Genomic DNA, 23,322 nt, shown 5'->3' with positions numbered 1-23,322 from the left:
AGGCCACAACCGCGTTCAATTAGCTGAGGGAATTCTACTGTAGACATATCGTTTTATAGTTTGGTTTCTATTTAAAACGAGTTTCATGCCTGTGGGTGAATTCCCTTATTCATGAAAGTTTTATACCGGATATCTTACTCCTTTTACTATTCGTTAAATTGATAATCTAACTCAAATAAGAAAATGGACAACATAGGGGATTTTATTAGAGTAATACTAAAATGTCTTTGGCTGTTTTTTCCTGCTATTTTTATTATTACCGCAGTTTATTATGGATTGACATCCCTCACTCAGGGTCGTGACTTGATACTTACTATCGTAGAGTCTAAAAGTGTAGCTTTCTTTCCAATCTTGACCATTTCCTTCTGGGGACTGCTGACATGGTTTTCCTCTAGATATGTAGCTATCATTAAGATGGCATCCATGAACAGAGCCACTGACCTGCTGCTTTTCTTTTTTAGTCATACACCTCGCTATTTAGGGCTACTATGTTTCATGACAGTCGAAGTTGCCATACTTCAATCTCAGATTATTGATTGGAACATAGGGTCTGCCGCTTCAGCGACTATTGGTCTTAATGTATTACTAGTCAGTATAGGAAGGCCTTGGGTCAAAAGTAAAAAGCACTTTTTTCAGAAAAGACCATATATATTCTATGGATTGACACTTTCAATTCTCATGCTATCATCTCTTTATCTCAAGAGATTTGATCTACACTATAGGCTCGTTGGGATCTATTTTTTTCTTGTACTCGCAAGTATGGCTATGCTCATTTTCGCCAACTCACGTCGAAGAGAAGTGAATAGAAAAATTTTCATGGCTGACAAAGTCAATTTTCGAAAAAAGTCCTACTTCTTTCCAGTCATTTTCATTGTGTTGTTCTGTGGCTTGGTAGTGTACCTTTTAGGGATTTTTTCTATTGGCTTTTCGATGGTTATTGGTCCATTTAACTACTTTATGTTAGCCTTTGGAGTAATATTGGTATCATCCAATTTTATTACTTGGTTATCTATCAAGTATAAGATGAGTATTCACTTCCTTTTTTATTTAGGACTTTTTCTAGTAGGTTTTTTAATTGATCAATACCAGATTGCTAGATTCTCTACTCAAGATTCTTATGACAATAGAATATCAATGGATGAGTATTTTAAAAGATGGGTAGAAGATCATAGGTCTGATTTAGAAGACTCTACATTGTCACAAATTCCAGTCATAGTAACTATGGCAGATGGAGGAGCATCTAGATCTGGATATTGGGTAGCACAAGTATTAGGTGAAATACAAGACCAACTTGGTAAGGATTTTTCAGATCATCTTTTAGTTATTTCAGGAGCTTCTGGAGGATCTCTCGGAAATGTGACATTTTACAATATGCTATCCCAAGAGATAAAATATGATTCAATCTACCAATATCGAAAGCGCAGTAAAGAGTTTCTATCCCATGACTTTTTCACCTATACCATTTCAAGAATGCTCAACCCATTCTATTTCTTAAACGATCGAGCCACAGCTCTAGAGAAAGCGATGGGATATGCTAACCCTGACATGGAAAAGCCATTCATTGATTACATACTGACATCCCAAGACAAGAATTTACCCATACTATATGTCAATACTACTAGAATGCAAGACAGCTATCCTGCTCTTATTTCCAATATTCAGTTCGATGAGAAGGTTCTTAACAATAGGATGGATCTATTAAAACTATTAGATAAGCGGAAAGAGGGAATTAAACTAAGTACTGCTACTATCCTAAGCTGTAGGTTTCCCTACATGAGTCCCGCCGGAGGTATAGGAGATCAATACTTCGTTGATGGAGGTTACTTTGATAATTCTGGTGCAGGAGTAGTACATGAAACAATTTTAGCCTTTGAAGATTATTTAAAGAGAGAAAACCCGCTCTTTTTAAATAAAATAGTTTTCAAAGTGATACATATTCGAAATAGTCGAGGTCGTAAAAGCGGGTTTAATCGAGTCAACCCAATGGTAAATGACATTGCAGCTCCCATTTTAGTTTTAGCAGCTTCATACGGTCGTCAGACAGAGATGAATACACAGCGCCTTAAATATTATCTAGATCACCGTATGGCACAGCAAAATTTAGATTATTGGTATGAAGTCGCTTTATACAAACATACCAAGGGAGAAAAAGAATACTCTATGAATTGGTATATGTCAGAGGACTGTCGTAGACGAATGGATTTGAGATTTGATGAACAAGTTGAGCAAGGAGGTTCGATTTATAGATTTATAGCCGACTTTAAGAGACAAAAAAATGCCGTTAAATGACTATTGGTTCAATGAATCGTTAAGGTTTTTCGATTATTGCCCCTAATGGCTATAAAGACCATTTTTTTGTTATTTTTGCTCCGTTTTTGAAAACAAGCATTACAGCACAAAAAATATGTCTCAAAGTATAAAGCTTAAGAAGGGGTTTGACATCAACCTCAAAGGAAAAGCTGAAAAGAAAATCGCAGAGCTCGCGCAGCCTGAGACTTTTGCTATTAAGCCGACAGATTTCTTGGGAATGTCACGTGCCAAGTTGCTAGTCAAAGAAGGTGAATCTGTGAAAGCAGGGACTCCTATTATGATTGACAAAGCAGTGGAGGACGTGTTCTATTGTTCTCCTGTCAGTGGTGAGGTCGCAGAGATTGTTAGAGGAGCCAAGCGAAAAATCTTGGAAGTAAGAATCCTAGCTGACAAAGAAATCGAGTATGAATCTTTTGGTCAGCAAGATGTAAGCAGCCTAACTAAGGCAGCTGCTATTGATTTAATGAAGAAAAGTGGCGTCTGGCCAAATGTCATCCAAAGACCTTTTGGGGTAGTGGCTGATCCAAATGACACTCCGAAAAGTATCTTCATTTCAGCTTTTGATACTCACCCACTAGCTGCAGATCAAAATTTCACCCTTCAAGGAGACGAAAAATATTTCGAAGCAGGAATTGAAGTTCTTTCTAAACTGACTGAAGGTAAAATTCACATAGGAGTGAACAGTGAGTCAGCGGACTTCTTCAAATCTTCAAAAGCACAAGTAAACACGGTAAGTGGCCCGCACCCAGCAGGTAATGTTGGAGTTCAGATTCACCATGTTGATGCGGTCAATAAAGGTGAAACAGTCTGGACGGTAGCTCCTTTTGGTGTAGCTCAGATAGGGAAACTTTTCTTAGAAGGAAAATATGACGCATCTAGAGTGGTTGCTTTTACCGGATCAGAAGTTTTAACTCCTCAGTACTACAAAACATATACTGGAGGATGTATAAATAAAATGGTTGATGGTACTACCAAGGATGGATTTGTTAGATTCATATCAGGAAATGTACTGACAGGTACTCAGATCAACTCTACTGGTTATCTAGGGTTCTATGACAATCAATTGACTGTTATTCCAGAAGGCGATCAGTACGATTTTATGGGGTGGATTCTTCCAACTACTGAGAAGTTAAGCTTTCATAAAGCTTTTGGTCTTTTGTCTTTCTTAGGAGGAAAGAAGAAAGAGTTCACTTTGACTACCAATATGAGAGGTCAACATAGAGCTTTCGTTCAGTCGGGAGAATTTGAGAAAGTAGTTCCCATGGATGTACTTCCTACTTATTTGTTGAAGGCAGTATTGTCAGAAGACTTTGAGCAAATGGAAGGGCTTGGAATATATGAGGTCATAGAAGAAGATTTAGCGCTATGCGAATTCATCGATGCATCTAAGAACGATGTTCAGGCGATCTTGAGAGAAGGTTTGGATTTGGTTAGAACTAGTTAAGAATTAGAGATGAAGTTTATAGAAGATATTTTTGCGAAAATTCGCCCAAACTTCGAAAAAGGAGGAAAGTGGGAGAAGTTCTACTATGTATATGAAGCGCATGAGGTGTTACTATTAGCTCCAAATAAGACCACAGGTCCTACAGGAGCTCAAGTTCGTGATGCTATTGATCTGAAGCGTATGATGATGACAGTTATCATAGCTATGATTCCGTGCTTGATATTTGGTATTTGGAATGCAGGTCATCAACATTATATTTCTATCGGAGAAGTTGCTTCTTTAGGAGATAAGTTTTTGACAGGTGCAATATTAGTCGTTCCTATTATAGCGGTTTCTTACGGAGTCGGTCTAGGAATAGAATTTACATTCGCTACGATCAATAGACACGAAGTGGCAGAAGGGTTTTTAGTATCTGGTATGTTGATCCCTTTAGTTATGCCTGCATCTATTCCATTATGGCAAGTAGGTTTAGCTACAGCTTTTGCAGTGATACTAGGTAAGGAAGTGTTTGGAGGTACAGGTATGAACATATTGAACGTTGCGTTGATAGCTAGAGCTTTCTTGTACTTTGCTTATCCATCTCAGATATCGGGTGATGTTTGGACTTATTTTGGAGATGCTTCACCAGTAGAAGGGTTTTCAGGAGCGACTCCATTGGCAATTGGGGCTCTTTCGGTAGAAGGAACTCAATCTATGGTCAGTCTACTAGATGCACACTGGTATGAAGGAATGTTTAGTTTCCAAAATATGTTTATTGGGATAATGCCTGGAAGTATCGGAGAAACATCTACTTTGATGTGTTTAATTGGAGCTGTTATTTTAGTAGTGACAGGTGTAGGAAGCTGGAAAATCATTGTAAGTGTTTTTGCAGGTGCTTTTGGAATGGCTACAATCTGCAACATTTTTGGAGCTAACGAATACATGTTACTCCCTGCTCATTATCATTTAGTGATAGGAGGTTTGGCTTTTGGAGCTGTTTTCATGGCTACTGATCCAGTATCAGCTGCACAAACTGAAACAGGTAAATGGATTTATGGATTCTTGATCGGTGCATTGACAATCATCATCAGAGTTTTCAACCCAGCATATCCTGAGGGAATTATGTTGGCAATATTATTAATGAACGTTTTCGCTCCATTAATTGATCACTATGTGGTAGGAGCTAACATTAAAAGAAGATTGAAACGTGCAACAGTCTAATACATACATACTCGTTTTTTCCGCTGTATTGACAATAATACTTGGCGGATTGTTGTCTGGTGCTAATCAGTTTTTGAAACCGTTCCAAGACAAGCAAGTAGAGCTAGATACTAAGAAGAAGATCTTGGGTGCTGTAATGGATATCTCTACTATTGAAGATCCGAATGCGATTTTGGCGCTTTATGACGAAAGGATTTCTTCTACTGTTCTTGACATTAACGGTGACGTGATGGAGAAAGATGAAAAAGGGAATGCTTTGGTAGCTGAAAAAATAGATTTTCAGAAGAATCATAAGAAAGATATTCAGACTAGACCATATCCTATATTCATGTTTATGAATGAGTCTAATAAAGAGCAAGTAGATGCTTACATTATACCTATGTTTGGTGCAGGTCTTTGGGATTGGATATCTGGATTCGTAGCATTAGAGTCTGATTTGAATACTGTGAAAGGTGTTGCCTTTGATCATAAGTCAGAAACACCAGGTCTAGGTGCTAGAATCACGGAAGAAGGTGTGAAAGCTCGATACATTGGGAAGAAAATTTTTGACGAGCAAGGTACTTTACAGTCAGTGTCCATGGTAAAAGGGGAAAAAGGAGATCCTTTGGATGAACATCATATAGATGGTATGTCTGGTGCTACTTTGACTGGTAAAGGAGTGAATGCTATGTTGAGCGATTACTTTGGATACTATTCAAAGTTTATCGAAAAAACTAGAAATGCTTCTGCAGTAGTAGCTGAGCCAGTTGCTGAACCTGTAGCTGAGGCTCAGGAGGTAGAGGTTGTTGAAGAAAATATTTAAAACTGTATTAATAAACTGATATGAGTACAGAAACATTGGAACAACCAATAGTAAAAGAGCCTGCAGAGCCGCTATTGTCCAAAAGAAGAAAGAAGTTTATCACTGATCCATTGAATGATGACAACCCCGTAACTATTCAGGTTTTGGGTATTTGCTCTGCACTGGCAGTGACTGTGAAAATGCAACCTACTTTGGTAATGTCGGTTGCCGTGGTATTTGTAATTGTGTTTTCTAATATGATCATTTCATTGATCAGAAATTTGATCCCATCTAGGGTAAGAATTATCGTTCAACTAGCGATCATAGCAACACTAGTAACATTAGTAAGTGAGGTATTGAAGGCTTACTTATTTGATATGTATAAAGTATTAGGAGCATTTGTTGGATTGATTATTACAAACTGCATTGTGATGGGTCGATTAGAGGCATTTGCAATGGCCAATAAAGCTTACGATTCAGTATTGGATGGTTTAGGAAGTGGCTTTGGATATGCATGGATCATTTTGGCTGTGGCATTTGCTAGAGAGCTTTTTGGTTCAGGGACGGTATTTGATATTCCAGTATACGATACTTTATATAGTATTTCTGGCGGGATAATCGATATCCAAACGAATGGTTTGATGGTAGATTCAATTGGTGCCTTCATGGTGTTAGGAATTATCATCTGGGTACAAAGAACTAAAAACGGATACGTAGAGCACTAAGAGCATGGAAGCATTAAATATTTTCATAAAAAGCGCATTTATTGACAACATGGTCTTCGCATACTTCTTAGGTATGTGTTCTTTCCTAGCAGTGTCTAAGAAAGTGTCTACAGGTCTTGGCCTAGGTGCAGCTGTAATCTTTGTATTGACGATGACCGTGCCGATCAACTGGTGTCTTCAGGAGTTTGTCTTGAAAGAGGGTGCATTGACGTGGATAAGCCCGAGTTTCGAGACAATTGATTTAACATTCTTATCATTTATCATGTTTATCGCAATTATTGCGGCAATGGTACAATTGGTAGAGATGATTATCGAGAAGTTTTCTCCATCGTTATACGGATCTTTAGGTATCTTTTTACCATTGATCGCTGTAAACTGTGCAATCCTTGGAGCATCACTCTTTATGGTTCAAAGAGATTATACAATAATAGAGGCTACTGCTTATGGATCAGGGTCTGGTTTTGGATGGTTTTTAGCCATTATAGCTTTAGCCGCTATTAGAGAAAAATTGAAGTATTCTCATATCCCTAATGGATTGAAAGGGCTTGGTATTACTATGATATTGACCGGGCTTATGGGAATTGCATTTAAGTCATTTATTGGTATTGTTCTATAATTAGGATTTATTTCAATGTTAAAACCCTGATTTCGTATAACGGAATCAGGGTTTTTTTATAAAGCTACTTAGGAGTTTAATGTTGTTATCTTATCAAGACCCTTCTTAAAAGAACACTAATTCAACAATGATATATGATGACAGCTCTGTTAAATTTTGACTTCAACGGTTACAGCTTTACAAACCATTTCCCAGAGGTGCTCTAAAGGTATAATTTCAAAGTCTCCAAAAGGGTTGTGAGATTTTTTCTCCGACATTTTAGTCAGATAACTTTCTACTCGAGGTATAGTTTCAGAGACATTGTAGTTACACTTCCTAAGTGTAACTAACAATTTGTAAAACTGCTTCTCTCTACTGTATTTGCCAGGATCACTTAGTTTTTCTGAGTAGAATTGGTCAATAGAATCCATTTTAGCTTCGGCAGTTTTAAAGCTATCTTTCAATGCGTGTAAGAACTCTATGACTAGTAAAGAGATAATATAACCTTTTTGCTCCTTGAAATATGACCTTTTGGCAATATGAATGTCAGTAAACCTGATTCTTTTTTGAATTTCGAGTTCCGGTGCAGCAAAGTTTAGATATAATTTAAACAACTTCCATCGGCTAGTGATTTCAGTTGAAACCTTACTAAACCCAGTATTCTTCCAAACATTTTTTAAAATAAGATGGGCTTCTGCGTAATTTTTGTCGTGCAAGGCCAGTAAAAAATTCAATTCAGCTTTTAAATACCATGAGTTAGTGGTTTTGTCTATATCAGTGTAGTCACTTTTAATGACCTCTAAGCCGTTGGAATATTCCTCCAAGAATAGCAATGCTTTGGCCTTTAGAAGCGAATTTTGATTGTAATCAAATAGCTCTTGATTGATAGACATGTTTCTTACTTCAATGGCAGCCTTGTCCAAGTAAGATACTAATCCAGTGAAATCCTTTTCTAAGAAATACTTTGAAATTTTAAGTTGATAAATAAATTCAAAAATACTGAAAGCATGTGTTGATTCATACAATTTATCTAGTTCGGAGATTATTTGCAGAATTACTGGAAGACTCGTATTTCTTGAGTGTATGCTCTTTGATAGTAGTAGCTGCGCTCTGAGAAAATTGTCTTCAGCTTCTTCTTCTTTTCTTTTTTTGTTTCTTAGATCTTGAAGATCCTTTACCGTTTGATCAAAATCTGTTGGTTTATGAAGTGCTGACAACATTTTTCGACGAAGCTCCATAGCTTCAACAAGTTCACAAGTGAATTGACATTCGTTTCCAATAACTAATACCTTATTGAATAACTTTTCAGACATGTCCAATTCTCCCAATTCAAATAGAATTTTCGCTTTGTGAAGATATTCTTGACACTCGAGTTTCTTCTGAGTTTTGAAACTGAAATCTGGCGTTTCAAAATCTAAATGATAAATAAGATCAAATAGCTTATACCGTAGCCTAGACTTAAGCATTCTAAAGCGCTGGTCATAAATGTCTGCGCCGTACATATTTTCAGCAGTAACTTCATCATTAATGAACTCTCCGTTCAGGACACCATTATATAGCTGCTGTTCTTTTCCAGGGTCTGATACATTGCCTGATAGGTCAATAACATCAAAATTACTTTTTAGTCTACTATTTATAAGCTTAACTAACTTGTTGATTTCTTTCATGCTACTCTAAGTATTGGGGCCAACCCACATGGAAGATGTAATCTATATACTACTGAATTAGTGTACAGATTTTCCATAGCTTGGTGAATTCTTCGTTTGCAATATATCACTAATTGGTTTTTGAGAGAATACTTTGAGGAATATCTTGGTAAAACAGGACTACTAGAATGTGAGTTATTTGCATTTTTTTTGATTTTATTAAAACAGTACATAGGATTCGCACTTTCGATTAATTTTACTGGTATAACGTCTTATTGCGGTAGTTATGAAAAAAATCAAGCTTTATTTTTATCTCGTCTATGTAGTTTTTTTGGCGTTCTCAACATTTGTTGCTCTTAAACATGAGGATTTGGTGTTGATTTGGAGTTGGGATCCGATTGATACATGGACCGGATTAATTCGTTTTGTTCTAAAGCTTGGAGGAATTGGTTTGGTTCTACTTGTTCTTGAGGTGATAGTTGAGAATATTCATATTCTTTCTAAAAACAGGAAGATAAAGTCTCTAGAGAAGGAAATATTAGAGTTGAAAGCTAGAATGTATGATCAAAGTAATGAAGAAGAGTTGGTAGTTACTGAGGAAGATGATCCTTCTGAAGAAGGAGATGAAAAAGACGAAGAGAAACGAAAAGAGAAATTGGATTAACCTAATATGTTAGCAAAAACATTCGGTAGCGCCGTTTTTGGCGTTGATGCGCATGTGATTACGATCGAAGTCAATGTCACAGCAGGTACAAAGTTCTATATGGTAGGGCTGCCAGATTCGGCAGTTAAAGAAAGTGAGCAGAGGGTTGAATCAGCGTTGAAGCAAAATGGCTATCATATGCCACGAACTAAAGTAATAATTAATTTAGCTCCAGCTGATATTAAGAAAGAGGGTTCAGCGTATGATTTACCTATAGCATTGGGAATAATGGCTGGATCAGAACAGCTTTTCGCTGAGAATCTAGAGCAGTATATCGTAATGGGTGAGCTGGCTTTAGATGGTTCTGTTAGACCGATAAAAGGGGCCTTGCCAATTGCTATTGAGGCTCGTAAACAGGGGTTTAAGGGATTGATTTTACCAAAACAAAATGCTACTGAAGCTGCTATTGTTGACAAGCTAGATGTTATTGGAGTAGACTCACTTACGGAAGCAGTTGAACACCTGTCAGGGGAGAAACCAATCGAACCAATTGTATATGACACTCGAGATATATTCGAGACTCAAGTAAATGAATACGCAGCAGATTTCTCCAATGTACAGGGACAAGAGAATATTAAGAGATCTCTAGAAATAGCAGCTGCGGGAGGTCATAACGTTATTATGATTGGACCTCCTGGTGCTGGTAAAACGATGCTTGCAAAAAGACTTCCTTCTATACTACCTCCCTTAACGTTACATGAATCTCTTGAAACGACGAAGATTCATTCTGTAGCTGGTCAGTTAAAAGAAGATTCTTCATTGATAGCTTCAAGGCCATATAGGAGTCCACATCATACCATTTCTGATGTAGCCTTAGTTGGAGGAGGGGGTGTTCCTCAACCGGGAGAAATTTCTTTGGCAAATAATGGTGTTCTTTTCCTCGACGAACTTCCAGAATTTAAAAGGACTGTATTGGAAGTGATGCGTCAGCCCTTGGAAGAAAGGAAAGTAACAATTTCTAGAGCCAAGGTTTCAATAGATTTTCCGGCCAATTTTATGTTGATTGCAAGTATGAACCCTTGTCCATGTGGGTATTATAATCATCCGGAAAAAGAGTGCGTATGTGCTCCTGGAGTTGTACAGAAATATCTTAATAAAGTAAGTGGACCTTTACTTGATAGAATTGATTTACATGTAGAAGTAACCCCGGTATCATTTGATCAACTTACTGATGATCGAAAAACCGAGTCTAGCGATGAGATTAGGGAACGTGTTATATCTGCGCGTTTGATACAGTCTGAAAGATTTAAAGATCATCCTGAAATATTCAGCAATGCAATGATGAATTCGCAAATGGTGAAATCAGTATGTCAGATTAATGCAGCAGGGAAAAATCTATTAAAGACCGCAATGGAAAGACTCGGTTTGTCGGCAAGAGCCTATGATCGAATATTGAAAGTTGCACGAACAATAGCGGATCTGGATGGGAAGGATGAAATTTTAATTGAACATTTGGCAGAGGCTATTCAATATAGAAGTCTGGACCGTGAAGGGTGGGCTGCTTGACAAGATAGAATATACCTAAGACTAGAAATAATTTCGCTGTAAAAACGCAGTTTTATTTTTAGCACCTTTAGAGTAGATTAGCGCAAACTATAACCCACGAACCCTAAACGTTGGAATTATGAATAATGGAGAGAAAACACGCTATTCTGATGAAGAATTGAAGGAATTTGAAGTCTTGATCAAAGAAAAATTAGAAAAGGCGTGGAACGAATTGAACTATATCAAGGAGTCTATTACTAGAAGTAAAGATTCAGGTACTGATGGTACTTATGGAAATGTAAAGACTTTAGAAGATGGAGCTGATACTGCTGAGAAAGAGAGCTTAAATCAATTGGCAGCACGTCAGCAAAAGTTTATCACCAATCTTGAGAACGCACTGGTGAGAATTAAGAACGGCACCTATGGTATTTGTAAAGAAACTGGAAATTTGATTAGTAAAGCTAGGTTAAGAGCAGTTCCTCATACCACCATGTCAATAGATGCTAAGATGAAGCAAAACGGTTAATATTTGGACTTTCTCGTAAATCATATTGAGGCATTGATTTTTTGTGCGCCGAAACCCATAGAGGTTAAGGATATGAAGGAATGCTTGAGTGAAATGTTTGAGGCAGAGGTTCCAATAGAAGATATTGAACAGGCGATTGGGATACTTCAGGAAAAATATAAAGAAGATCAATACTCGTTTGAGCCGATACAAACTGGAGGAGGGTATCAATTCTTAACCAAACCGGCTTATCAAGCGAGTATTGGTATTTTACTGAAGCAACAGTCTAAAAAAAGATTATCAAATTCTTCTTTGGAGACACTAGCTATCATAGCTTATCGTCAACCGATCACTAAATCTGAAATGGAGCAGATTCGTGGAGTGAATTGTGACTATGCAGTTCAGAAACTATTAGAGAAAGAGCTTGTTGAAATCAAGGGTAAATCGGAGGCCATTGGACGTCCTTTGATCTACGGAACAAGTGATAATTTTATGGATTATTTCGGGATTAACAATATTAATGAGCTCCCAACCTTAAAAGACTTCTCTCAAAAAGAGAACGAGATCGGAGAAGCAAGTGAATAGCATTCCATAGTTTTGCAGCAAAATTGGTCAAATGCGAAGAACTCCATCAAAAAATAAGAATACAGATTCAAAAAAAACTTCTTCTATTACCTATCCAGCTAGGTTGAATAAGTATATAGCCAACGCAGGTATATGCTCTAGGAGAGATGCAGACCTTCTTATTGAAGAAGGTAAAATCAAACTGAACGGTAACATTGTAACTGAACTTGGGACCAAAGTCGAGAGAGGGGATCAGGTAATGTTTAATGACAAAGTGATCTCGCCACAAAATTATGTTTATGTACTTCTTAACAAACCTAAGGATTATATCACGACTATGGATGATCCACAGGAAAGACGCACAGTTATGCAACTGGTTGAAGGAGCTTGTGATGAGAGGATATACCCAGTAGGAAGATTAGATAGGCAAACTACGGGGCTACTATTGTTTACTAATGATGGAGAACTTTCTCAAAAGCTGACTCATCCATCATACAAGATAAAGAAGATTTATCAAGTTGGGCTGGATAAACCAATTACTAAACAACATGTAGAAGAAATAGCTGCAGGCATCAAGCTGGAAGATGGTCCGGTATCTGTTGATGATATAGTTGTGTTAGATGAGTCAAAAAAGAATTTGGGAGTTCAGATTCACGTTGGTAAGAATAGGATAGTAAGAAGGATTTTTGAGCACTTTGGATACGAAGTGACGAAATTAGACCGAACGCTGTACGGTAACCTTACTAAAAAAGAACTCCCAAAAGGAAAATGGAGAATGCTTACACCAAAGGAAGTGGTTCTACTTAAAAGATTATCATAGGAAAGCCAGTGATGAATTTTCATCATCACTGGTCGTCTGTATTTTTCTCAGCTTATTTGATAAATACTTCTTTAGGATCTTGAGTGGTTTCATTTCCTAATTTGTCAATAGCTTTTATTTTATAGCTAATTAATCCTTTAGTGCCTAGGACTATAGGTTTAGTGTACAAAATTTCGGAACCTTGATTTATAGAGTAATAAAGCTTGTCAGTGTCAACTACAGCATCTGTTCCAGATAGGAATAGTTTTATTCCTTTTGGGTATACATTGATTACTTTTCCGTCCTTTTCATCAAGTGCTATTGTTCCGATTTTCTCCATACTTACTGTAGCTCCTATTTCAGGACCGGTATTATCTATTACAAAAGAGAATGATTTTGTATTTCTATTATTTACACGATCAGTTGCGTAGAAATCTACAGTGTAGAAACCTTCTTCACTTATTGAAAATGGATCAGAATATGTTTTTCCTTCACCTCCATTCACTTTATACCCAATAGTCCTTACTCCGCTTTCCTCATCGAATGCAGTTAATGTGACTTTAGATTTACTGGTAATAAAAACGGTATCTCTATTTTCATACTTTTCACCTTTAAAAGAAAAGCTAATTTCAGGAGCATCCATATCTATATCTAGTGAGCTTCTATTGAAGTTAGACTCCTCTATACGACCTTCCAATTTGTTATTTACTTTGTCTGTAGCATAGTAAGTTACAATATGGTTTCCTTTGGATTTGTCTAAAGTAAATGGCTCATAGTACCTTTCTTCTTTAGCTCCATCGACAGAATACATAATATTTTTAACTCCAGCTTTATTGTCTTCAGCGATGAGTTTTACTTTAGTTCTTGTAGAAACAAATACTCGACCTCTGTTCTGATATTGATCGCCAACGATAGAAGCATCTACTTTCGGTTCTTGTCTATCGAGATAAAAGTCGATTGTTTTCTCTTGCTCTTTATTTCCAACTTGATCATACCCATAATAGGTAATCGTATGATTTCCATCTTCCAGTCGAGATAATGAAATATTGTTGTAAAAAACTTTTTCGGTACCATTATCTATCCTAAAACCAATTTTCTTTATTCCGGAAGCCATATCTCTAGACTTCAATGTAATTGTTGTTCTAGGGGAAAAAATCATTCCACTTCGATCCCCATTTACAATGTATTCTGTCATAGGTGCAGTAGAGTCAACTCTAAATTGGAAAATTTTTATGGCTTCTACATTGCCAGTATTGTCAGCTGAATAAATTTTAATATCATACTCTTTATCTTCTGTGAATGTTTGCGCTCCTTTAAATTCTAAGAAATCAGCATTGTTGATAGAAACAAAAGTCTTTTGAACACCGGAATGCTTGTCAAAAGCTGTACTATTCATTTCTAGGGACTTGCCATAAAATACTTTTCCATCCCTTGATTTAAACTTATTAGCACCTTTGAAATTAACCGTAGTTACAGGGGCAGTATTGTCTCTATATACTTCAAACAGGACTTCTGTTTTAGGAGAGATTTGTTTCAATGTGGAATCTGCAGCCCAATTGGTACGGAAGTAGTTAATACCTTCCGTGTCTAGATAAAGGGGGTTAGTGAACTGCGGATGTATTTGGCTCTCTAACCGTTGAGCGTTTTTACCCTCAGGGTTGTCTGAAATAAAAATATAAACAGGCTTTTTACCGTGCCAATAGAGTTTATTGTCTTCGCCTATATAATGTTTAGGTTCAATATTCGGTTTAGTTTGCGAGTATGCTACAAAGGGAAGGAGTAGAATCAACATCAACGCCTTTTTCATCATATTATTTATGTTAATATGGGTAAAAAATTTCAACTAAGAATGCTTTATTTAAGCATGTAAGATCAAGAAAAAATTATTAACATCGCATATGCTTATTAATAAAAATAGGCTATTCATTTAAAATAAGATTCTTGTTAAAAACTACCTGTTTATCCATCGTATTCACCTTAATTTTTCTATCTGGGCAGGCCCAGATAGATCTAGCAGATCGTCACTATGAGCAAGGAGACGAGTTTTTGCTTTACAACAAACATGATAGTTCGGTTTATCATTTTGAGAAAGCCAGAGAGATTTATCTTAAGGAAAGTTACTGGAGAGGAGTTGTAGCGTCAGACAATAAAATTTCAGAAAACCTTTGTGGGACTTTTGAGTTAGACGAAGCCCTTAGATTAGCTCAAGAGGCTTTTGATATGGCAAAGGAGTATTTAGGTGCGTGGGATATCGAACGTGCAAATGCTCTTAATAATATTGGTAATATTCACTATCTCACAGGGCGTCATGAGTTAGCACTTAAAGAGTATGAAGAGGCTTTAAAGATTGCGAATCATGAAGTGCATGATGAGGTGCTTTTTTCTGCTCCTACTAGTTTGGGGATTGGGAATGTATATTTCGGTAAGCACCAATACGAAGAAGCATTTAGACATTTTCAAACTGCACTTGAATCAAATATTAGGATTTTAGGCAAGGATCATCCGTATGTTGCTAATTCCTATTTGAGCCTAGGTAATTTGTATCGAAATAAAGGTTCTTACAATCTTGCGACTCAGTATTATGAAAAGGCATTATCTATTAATAAAAAAGCTTTCGGAGAGAATCATCCAGATGTAGCAACAACTTATGTCGGCATCGCAGATATATATAAAACTAGTGGACAAAATGATTTAGCACTTCAGTACTACAGACAGGCTCTCGTTATTTATCAGATGTTTTTGCATGAAATGAATCCAAAGTATGGGGCGATCTTCTTGGGTTTTGCAGATATTTATAAGAATAAGTCAAATTATGATAAATCACTGGAATACTATCAAAAAGCCGTTAACCTCTTTGAACAGACAATAGGTTTAGAACATCAGAGTACGGTTCGCGCGTATCTTGGAATGGGTAATGTATATATGTACCAAGAGAGATTTAGAGAAGCACTTGATTACTATAATAAGGTGATGGAAGTCAATTGGAATCTAGTAGGGGAGAATCATGTCAATACTGCTAGAGTCAATAATAATCTTGGTAGTATCTATTATTTCTTTGGTGATTTTGAGTTGTCAATACGTTATTGTGAAAGAGCATTGAAAATTGACAAGGCAATCCATGGGAATACTAATCCTGATGTAGCAGCAGACTACTATCAATTAGCTAGAATCTATGGTGAGACTGGCAGAATACAAGAAGCACTCAACTACTGTCAGGAAGCTATTAATTCCAGTATTATCGATTTTGAAGAAAAAAATATCTTCGTTAATCCGGTATTGACCAATTTCTTCAATAATTACGAGCTGATGCTATACATGAGTTATAAAGCAGAATTGCTTGAAGAGGGATTTAGTCGAAGTAAAAACGTCAAAGGACTTGATGTTTCGCTCAATAGTTTTGTGAAAAGTGATAGTCTAGTAGAGCAGATTAGACAAACTTATTATGATCGTCGAGACCAAATTCAACTTAGTAAACTTTCATCTAAGGTTTATGAATCATCTGTGAATGCCTCTTATGCATTAATGAATTTAATATCTCCAAGTAATGTAAGTTATATAAGTCCTGATGCTACGTATAAAAACAAAAAGGCGGAGTATGAGAATAGGTTTTTCTACTTTACTGAAAAGAAGAAAGGAGCTATTTTGTTTTCATCATTGGCAGAGTCCAATGCAAAGTCATTTGGAGGGTTACCTGATGAATTGCTCGATAGAGAAATTGAACTTAAGGAAATAATAAACAGCTACACTCAAGAACTATCTGCTAATCCAGATAGTGCCATGCTAGAATATTATCAACGTGAACTATTCAAGGCTAATAGACAATACGAAGAGTTGATCGAACGCATGGAACATGATTATCCAAAGTATTACGACTTAAAATATGATGTTAGTGTTACCCCTCTTGAGGATATTAAGTCATTTTTGGATGACTCTACTATGATGCTCTCGTATTTTCTCACTTCTGACAGTATTTATATTGCTCAAATTGATAATCAGGAAATGAGAATCGAGAAGAGATATAAGAAAAAAGATTACGATAGAAGTGTGAAAGCTATACGAAAAGGAGTTCTCTTCAAGAGTAATGAAATTTACCTTAGATATGCTAGAGAAATGTATGAACAGCTGTTTCCAAAAGATGTTCCAGATAGAATTAAGAATATAATAATCGTCCAAGATGGTATTATGGCAACTATTCCTTTTGAGCTGTTATTGACCGAGAATTTTCCAAATTCTGATAATATTGACTTCAGTAAATTACCCTATTTAGTACGAGATTACAATCTTTCATATACGTTTTCGGCGAACTTACTTTATAAAACCTTTAAAAATGAGAAACTCATAAGAGCCAAGGCTGATCAGGAAGGAATGGTGTTAGCACCAGTTACTTTTGGTCACGCAGTGGATGCATTGAAAAATGCTAAAAAGAAATCTTACGATGATGATCAAAAAGCATATAATCTGAGAAGAGGTATTAATATGCCTACTTCCGAATTGATTCCATTGCCAGGTACTGAGATAGAAGTCTTGACAATAGATTCTATATTTCACGATAATGGTAAAATAGCTGATGAATTCATTTATTATGACGCTAAGGAAGAAGTGGCAAAGTCAGGAGAGATGGGTAAGTATAAGTATATTCATATCGCTTCTCATGGTTTTGTAAACCAAGATGAGCCAGAATTCTCGGGAATTATGCTGACTATGGATACATTGACCAATGAGGAAGATGGTATTTTATTTTCGGGAGAAATATACAATATAGACCTGAACGCAGAGTTAGTAACACTATCTGCGTGTGAAACAGGTTTAGGTAGAATTGAAACTGGTCAAGGAATAATCGGATTGACCAGAGCTTTAATATACGCTGGAGCAAAGAATTTGACAGTTTCTCTCTGGAAAGTGTCAGATGCTTCAACAAAAGATCTGATGATTAATTATTACAAGAACTTTTTACCATTCCATGTGCCCAAAGAATTTGATCAAAGCTTGAGTTATTCCTACGCGTTGCGTAAGGCAAAACTCAAGATGATTGATCAAGGTGGGCAGTTTGCCCACCCATATTATTGGTCTCCATTTGTTCTAATGGGAAAATAAGTGGCTTATTCAACAGTTTCTTTTACCGGCTTTGGTTTAAAACCATTTTTGTACTTTTTCTTTCGTGTTTTCCACACTTTGTAGTTGTCTTTATTGCCGACTTCGAATTGGAATGACATGTGATCAGAGCTTGTTACCCATTCAAGATTCGTTGAATCATTGTTTTTTGGATTATTATCAAGATGAATAATCATTGTAAATTCGGAAGGCATCACATTTATACAAAATGCTCTGGCAACTTCTTTGTGTGGATAGACAGTTTTGCGTTTGCCCTCATCATCTAGTAAGTCAAGGAAAAAACATTTACACGCTTTGTTCCAGCGCTGTTTCATGATTTTAGACTTGAGCGTTACCAGATTCTCAGAACCTTTTCGCTTTATTTTTCTGTCTTTTCTTTTAATTTTACCTCTGTTGGAAACTTCATAGTTGGAAAATCCATCTATGTCTTTCCAGACTTCTTTTTCTCTCTCTATTCGCTGCAAGCTCATAAGCTTTATATATAATTAATTCTTCTACTGCAAGTAAATGTAATACGGTTATCAGCTATTAATTTTGGACTTTCGATGAATACCCGTATAATTTCTACGATTTTTTAAATAAGTGACTAAAAACCATGGTATTATATAATGTAACGGTTAATGTGGATAAAACAGTTGAGAAGGATTGGCTGGCTTGGATGCAGAAAGAACACATCCCTGAAGTGATGGCTGCTAAGCTATTTGAATCATATAAAATCTTTAGGTTACTAGTTAATGAAGATCAAGGCAATACTTATGCCATTCAATATTTTGCAAAGAATGTAAATAAGGTTTTGTCGTTTCAAGCTAATTATGGTGAAGCATTACAAGTTAAGGTTTATCGTAGATACGGTGACAAAGTTGTAGATTTTAGAACAATGTTGGAACAAATATATTAAAACTGTAGACTACAATTTACCCATTCGTTGTCGAAAGTTGCTCCATATTTTTTATAAAAATCTAAGGCGGGCGTATTCCAGTCTAACGCCTGCCACATCATGCCTGTGCACCCGACTTCTTTGGCATAGTTTATAGTAGCATCCATGAGAGCGGAACCTACTCCTTTACCTCTGTAGGATTCTGTTACTATTAAATCTTCAAGATAGAGTCTTCTGCCTTTCCAAGTAGAATACCTATAATAGTACAAAGACATGCCTACTGTATTGCCTTCTTCTTCGGCTATCAAAAATCCGAAGACTGGATTGTCGCCAAATCCGTCTTCTTCCATCATTTCAATTGTATTATCTACTTCGTTTGGTGCTTTTTCAAATTCAGCCAATTCTTTGATTAGTTCAAATACTTTTGGTAAATCTGTTTTTAAGCCATTTCGAACTGTTATTGCCATCAGGAAATTTTATCAAATCTTGTGTAAGGTCTTAGTGCTAATGGAATATTGATTCCATCTGCAGTCTGACCGTTTTCTAATAGTGCAGCCATTATTCTAGGTAATGCTAATGCACTACCATTTAATGTATGGGCAAGTTGCTTTTTATTATTAGAGTCTTTGTATCTCAACTTCAACCTATTCGCTTGGTAGTTTTTAAAGTTACTTACAGAACTTACTTCCAACCACTTCTTTTGAGCTGCCGAGTATACTTCGAAATCATAAGTGATGCAAGAAGTGAAACCAAGGTCGCCAGCACATAGCTTCAATAACCTGTAAGGAAGTTCTAATTTTTTTAACAATGATTCTACGTGTTTAACCATTGTGTCCAAAGTCTCAAAAGATTTGTCAGGATGCTCGATTTGTACAATCTCTACTTTATCAAATTGATGAAGTCTGTTAAGTCCTCTGACATGTGCCCCCCAAGATCCAGCTTCTCTTCTAAAACATGGGGTGAAACCAACATGTTTGATAGGGAGATCTTTTTCGTCGACTATTTGGTCTCGATATAGGTTTGTTATCGGTACTTCTGCAGTAGGTATTAAATATAAATCAGAATTAGTCAATTGATACATCTGACCTTCTTTGTCAGGCAGTTGACCTGTTCCATACCCAGATGCTTCATTTATAACTATTGGAGGTTGAACTTCATTATAACCAGCTTCTTCGGCTTGATCCAAAAAGAAATTAACCAATGCTCTTTGGAGCTTAGCACCTTTTCCTTTGTAAACAGGAAAGCCAGCTCCAGTTATCTTGATTCCAAGATCAAAGTCAATAATGTCATACTTTTTAATTAGGTCCCAATGAGCTAGACTGTCATCAGTTAATTGTGGTAAGGAGTCAACAGTAAATAACACTTCATTATCTTCCTCTGTTTGACCAGTGGGTACATCTTTATTTGGGATGTTTGGGATTTGATAAAGTTTGTTTTGAAGATCTGCCTTTATTTCCTCTAATTTGGTTCCTAACTCTTTGGTTCGAGCCTTAAGTTCAGAAGACTTTATTTTGACGGCTTCAGCTTCTTCTTTTTTGCCCTGTTTCATCAATGCTCCTATAGATTTTGCAGCATTATTAGCTTCAGCTAAGAGTTCATCTTGTTTAGTCTGAGTGGATTTGCGATCACTATCCAAAGAAATAATTTCATCTAGTAGCATCTCGGCATTTTCGATTCCTCTTTTGAGAAGTCCAGCAGTGTAGACATCCTTATTTGCAATGATCTCTGAAACAAGTAACATAGTCGTGTATTTATTAAAGATCGCAAATTTATAATAATGCCTGATTTAGGAGAGTAATAGGGCTGTTTTATAAAAGGAAATATATTTCCAATTGTTTGTGAAAGATCGTGCATTGCCATATTATTGTGTCATATTATTCATTCGGGCTTATTTATTACGCATTTCGAGCAAAATACCTTAAGCCGTACTTCAAATTATATTCTTATAATTTTCTTTTCTAACAAAATAAGTGCTTGCTCCGAAGCGAGCATCCTCATCGATTAATTATATGTACAACATCGAAGAACTTAATGACAGGCTACTTTCTGAACTGAGAGAAATCGCAGAAGGTCTAAACATTAAAAATTACAAAAAAGCTGCTAAGAAGGATCTTATCTATATGATATTGGATGAGCAGGCAGTCAATCCAGCTGCGGTAGGAGCAGAAGCCGATCAGAAAATCAAGTCTACAAGAGATTCAGAATCTATCGTCGTAAAAAGTACTCCAGAACCTGAAGAGAAGAAGGAGGAGGAGAAGCCTGCTAAGGAACAAAAAGTTAAGTCTGATGAAAAGACTGATGACGTATTGGCCTCATTTAATTTAGAAGCTGCTGATAAGGAAGCTGGCGAGAAAAAGGAAAGAAGGCCAAGAAAACCTCGACAAGAAAAACAACCTCAGGATAAAGCGAAATCAGAGAATTCTTCTCAGGATGAAAAACCAGAAAAACAGGAGAATACCAACACTAACGATAGAAAAGAGCGCCAAGATAAGCGTCAAGAGCAAAAGAATAAAAAAGCAGAGTATAACGCTGTGATTAAGGAGTTCGATGGCGCTATAGAAAATGGTGGTGTTCTCGAAATAATGCAGGATGGATATGGATTTTTGAGATCAAGTGACTACAATTATTTAGCCAGTCCAGATGATATTTATGTTTCTCCATCACAGATTAAGCTTTTTGGTTTAAAAACAGGAGATTCGGTTATAGGATCAATTAGACCTCCTAAAGATGGAGAAAAGTACTTTGCGCTACTCAAAGTTACTACTGTAAACGGTAAGACTACAGAGGAAATCAGAGATAGAGTACCATTCCAATACTTAACACCACTTTTTCCTGAAGAGAAAATCAACTTGAGTACAAAGTCAGGTGATTATTCTACAAGAGTAATGGACATGTTTGCCCCTATTGGTAAAGGTCAGAGAGGTATGATCGTGGCTCAACCGAAAACAGGTAAGACCGTTTTGTTGAAAAACGTGGCAAATGCTATCGCTGAAAATCATCCTGAAGTTTACTTGATGATCTTACTGATAGATGAAAGACCCGAAGAAGTGACAGACATGGCTAGGAGCGTGAAAGCAGAAGTAATAGCTTCTACTTTTGATGAGCAAGCTGAAAAACATGTGAAAGTGGCAAATATTGTTCTCGAGAAAGCTAAGAGAATGGTAGAGTGTGGTCATGACGTGGTGATTCTATTGGATTCTATTACAAGGCTAGCTAGAGCACACAATACAGTAGTACCGTCAAGTGGTAAAATTTTGTCTGGTGGAGTTGATGCTAATGCTCTTCACAAGCCAAAGAGATTTTTTGGTGCTGCGCGTAATGTTGAGAACGGTGGTTCATTAACTATCCTAGCAACAGCACTGATTGATACGGGCTCTAAGATGGATGAAGTAATTTTTGAGGAGTTCAAAGGAACTGGTAATATGGAGCTTCAGTTGGATAGAAAACTAGCTAATAAGCGTGTATTCCCTGCAATTGATATTCCAGCTTCTGGTACTCGTCGTGAGGATTTACTGATCGAAAAAGAAGAACTTTCAAGAATTTGGATTTTGAGAAAATTCATGGACGATATGAATTCGTCGGAAGCTATGGAGTTTTTACTACAAAAGATGAAAGGAACAAGAAACAACGAGGAGTTCTTGATTTCAATGAACGGATAAAAACCGGATAGGACACAAATATTTTAATGCCATTTCAGTTTTCTGGAATGGCATTTTCTTTATTTGACAATTATCATTTCTAAAATATTAAATATAGCGAGTAGACCTTTTTGTCTATATTTGGCTACTCAGAGTTAAGCTTGGAAAGCTTACATTCACTTTGGATATACTTAAAAGCGATTGCTATGAACAAAATTGATGAAAGCCTATTAAGTACTTGGAATATGTATGGGCACTATGTCGCATATACTATTGCAGGGGCGGGTATTTTAATCCTATTAGGTCATTGTATCAAGCTGATAATCACAAAAGATTACAAGTCGAAGTATGATTATATCAATATGTATGAGATTAATTTACTTTGGTATAGCTCACTTTTAATAATTATAGCTGCGGCTGTATTTGTAAACACACTAGTAGGGGAAACTGATTTTGTTTGGTTTTTTGCAAGATTGTTTATGAGTACTATGCTTGCCATCATTGCTGGTGTTATCATTCAAAACATTTTGAAGTTTTACTACCCGTTTTATATAGAAAAGAGGTTAAAGGTTTTGAGGTTTACTCCAAGAATCTCTCCAGATGGTAGAAAAATGAAATTGTTGAGTGAAGAAGAAGAGGATGTATATTTGGATGAAGGTATGCAAGCTGAAGAAGATGCTTTTTCTGTAGATTATGATGTATGGATTGACGAAGAGTCTGGTTATACTAAAATTGAGAAATACAATGGTAGGCTTCATGCTTTGAGATGCGACGAGTGTAACTATCAGACACTAAAAGTCACCAAGGAAGAAATTATTAAATCACCGACAATAGAAGAAGAGGGAGAACTAATGAAGTTTTTTACTTGTACCTATTGTGGTCATAAGGAAAGAAGGTCGTTTAGTATCGCTAAACTTAGAAGTTTACAAGATGCTTAG

At 36.4% G+C, this 23,322-nt stretch carries 20 protein-coding genes; 15 read left to right on the top strand and 5 right to left on the bottom strand.

The genetic code is table 11. From position 1 onward, the window contains the following. Positions 1 to 183 precede the first annotated feature (183 nt). The 6 genes from DKG80_RS20360 (at position 184) to nqrE (ending at position 7,076) form a co-directional block, all read left to right on the top strand. Positions 184 to 2,289, top strand: a complete 2,106-nt coding sequence (locus DKG80_RS20360) for a patatin-like phospholipase family protein (RefSeq protein ID WP_109833231.1) — start codon at positions 184 to 186, stop codon at positions 2,287 to 2,289. 115 nt (positions 2,290 to 2,404) lie between these two features. Continuing rightward, entirely contained in the window at positions 2,405 to 3,754 is a 1,350-nt protein-coding gene (locus DKG80_RS20355; protein WP_109833230.1) for a Na(+)-translocating NADH-quinone reductase subunit A, read from the top strand. A gap of 9 nt (positions 3,755 to 3,763) precedes the next feature. Continuing rightward, positions 3,764 to 4,954: an NADH:ubiquinone reductase (Na(+)-transporting) subunit B gene (locus DKG80_RS20350; RefSeq protein WP_109833229.1), complete on the top strand. Its 1,191-nt coding sequence runs from the start codon at positions 3,764 to 3,766 to the stop codon at positions 4,952 to 4,954. Next, complete coding sequence (gene nqrC, locus DKG80_RS20345; protein WP_109833228.1) at positions 4,941 to 5,756, top strand: NADH:ubiquinone reductase (Na(+)-transporting) subunit C; 816 nt, start codon at positions 4,941 to 4,943, stop codon at positions 5,754 to 5,756. Before DKG80_RS20350 ends, nqrC begins: the two co-directional genes overlap by 14 nt. A 20-nt stretch (positions 5,757 to 5,776) precedes the next feature. Continuing rightward, a complete protein-coding gene (locus DKG80_RS20340) occupies positions 5,777 to 6,460 on the top strand; it encodes an NADH:ubiquinone reductase (Na(+)-transporting) subunit D (protein WP_109833227.1) in 684 nt (227 codons plus the stop codon). A gap of 4 nt (positions 6,461 to 6,464) precedes the next feature. Further along, positions 6,465 to 7,076: an NADH:ubiquinone reductase (Na(+)-transporting) subunit E gene (gene nqrE, locus DKG80_RS20335; protein WP_109833226.1), complete on the top strand. Its 612-nt coding sequence runs from the start codon at positions 6,465 to 6,467 to the stop codon at positions 7,074 to 7,076. Between the two features lie 149 nt (positions 7,077 to 7,225). On the opposite strand, the gene DKG80_RS20330 is transcribed toward nqrE, so the two are convergent. Next, entirely contained in the window at positions 7,226 to 8,722 is a 1,497-nt protein-coding gene (locus tag DKG80_RS20330) for a hypothetical protein (RefSeq protein WP_109833225.1), read from the bottom strand. A gap of 265 nt (positions 8,723 to 8,987) precedes the next feature. On the opposite strand from DKG80_RS20330, the gene DKG80_RS20325 reads away from it, so the two are divergent. The 5 genes from DKG80_RS20325 (at position 8,988) to DKG80_RS20305 (ending at position 12,778) form a co-directional block, all read left to right on the top strand. Beyond that, positions 8,988 to 9,365 (top strand): hypothetical protein, encoded by a 378-nt coding sequence (locus DKG80_RS20325; protein WP_109833224.1) that lies wholly within the window; start codon positions 8,988 to 8,990, stop codon positions 9,363 to 9,365. Between the two features lie 6 nt (positions 9,366 to 9,371). Next, complete coding sequence (locus DKG80_RS20320; protein WP_109833223.1) at positions 9,372 to 10,910, top strand: YifB family Mg chelatase-like AAA ATPase; 1,539 nt, start codon at positions 9,372 to 9,374, stop codon at positions 10,908 to 10,910. A 118-nt stretch (positions 10,911 to 11,028) separates the two neighbouring features. Beyond that, positions 11,029 to 11,415: a TraR/DksA family transcriptional regulator gene (locus DKG80_RS20315; RefSeq protein WP_109833222.1), complete on the top strand. Its 387-nt coding sequence runs from the start codon at positions 11,029 to 11,031 to the stop codon at positions 11,413 to 11,415. Between the two features lie 3 nt (positions 11,416 to 11,418). Next, complete coding sequence (gene scpB, locus DKG80_RS20310) at positions 11,419 to 11,979, top strand: SMC-Scp complex subunit ScpB (RefSeq protein ID WP_109833221.1); 561 nt, start codon at positions 11,419 to 11,421, stop codon at positions 11,977 to 11,979. A 31-nt stretch (positions 11,980 to 12,010) separates the two neighbouring features. Beyond that, on the top strand, positions 12,011 to 12,778 hold the full coding sequence (locus tag DKG80_RS20305; protein WP_109833220.1) for a pseudouridine synthase: 768 nt from the start codon (positions 12,011 to 12,013) through the stop codon (positions 12,776 to 12,778). 52 nt (positions 12,779 to 12,830) lie between these two features. Here DKG80_RS20305 and DKG80_RS20300 read toward each other — a convergent pair whose 3' ends face one another. Next, the gene (locus DKG80_RS20300; protein WP_109833219.1) at positions 12,831 to 14,567 is read right to left on the bottom strand and encodes an OmpL47-type beta-barrel domain-containing protein; all 1,737 of its coding nucleotides are present in this window, start codon (positions 14,565 to 14,567) and stop codon (positions 12,831 to 12,833) included. Between the two features lie 131 nt (positions 14,568 to 14,698). On the opposite strand from DKG80_RS20300, the gene DKG80_RS20295 reads away from it, so the two are divergent. Continuing rightward, positions 14,699 to 17,851 (top strand): CHAT domain-containing protein, encoded by a 3,153-nt coding sequence (locus DKG80_RS20295; RefSeq protein ID WP_109833218.1) that lies wholly within the window; start codon positions 14,699 to 14,701, stop codon positions 17,849 to 17,851. 5 nt (positions 17,852 to 17,856) lie between these two features. On the opposite strand, the gene DKG80_RS20290 is transcribed toward DKG80_RS20295, so the two are convergent. After that, a complete protein-coding gene (locus tag DKG80_RS20290) occupies positions 17,857 to 18,339 on the bottom strand; it encodes an NUMOD4 domain-containing protein (RefSeq protein WP_109833217.1) in 483 nt (160 codons plus the stop codon). A gap of 125 nt (positions 18,340 to 18,464) precedes the next feature. Here DKG80_RS20290 and DKG80_RS20285 point away from each other — a divergent pair, with 125 nt between their 5' ends. After that, positions 18,465 to 18,767, top strand: a complete 303-nt coding sequence (locus tag DKG80_RS20285) for a DUF4286 family protein (protein WP_109833216.1) — start codon at positions 18,465 to 18,467, stop codon at positions 18,765 to 18,767. Here the strand turns inward: DKG80_RS20285 and DKG80_RS20280 are convergent. Next, on the bottom strand, positions 18,764 to 19,213 hold the full coding sequence (locus tag DKG80_RS20280; RefSeq protein WP_185140185.1) for a GNAT family N-acetyltransferase: 450 nt from the start codon (positions 19,211 to 19,213) through the stop codon (positions 18,764 to 18,766). The genes DKG80_RS20285 and DKG80_RS20280 overlap by 4 nt on opposite strands. Beyond that, a complete protein-coding gene (gene serS, locus DKG80_RS20275; protein WP_109833214.1) occupies positions 19,213 to 20,487 on the bottom strand; it encodes a serine--tRNA ligase in 1,275 nt (424 codons plus the stop codon). Before serS ends, DKG80_RS20280 begins: the two co-directional genes overlap by 1 nt. Positions 20,488 to 20,755: 268 nt before the next feature. Here serS and rho point away from each other — a divergent pair, with 268 nt between their 5' ends. Together rho and DKG80_RS20265 are read left to right on the top strand one after the other, a co-directional pair. After that, positions 20,756 to 22,405, top strand: coding sequence for a transcription termination factor Rho (gene rho, locus DKG80_RS20270; protein WP_109833213.1), 1,650 nt, complete (start codon positions 20,756 to 20,758; stop codon positions 22,403 to 22,405). A 185-nt stretch (positions 22,406 to 22,590) separates the two neighbouring features. Next, positions 22,591 to 23,322 carry a hypothetical protein gene (locus DKG80_RS20265; protein ID WP_109833212.1) on the top strand — a complete coding sequence of 244 codons (732 nt, stop codon included), beginning with the start codon at positions 22,591 to 22,593 and terminating at the stop codon, positions 23,320 to 23,322.

This window comes from Reichenbachiella versicolor (assembly GCF_003171675.1).
Taxonomy (GTDB): Bacteria; Bacteroidota; Bacteroidia; order Cytophagales; family Cyclobacteriaceae; genus Reichenbachiella; species Reichenbachiella versicolor.
This window is presented reverse-complemented; position numbering and strand designations above follow the sequence as displayed.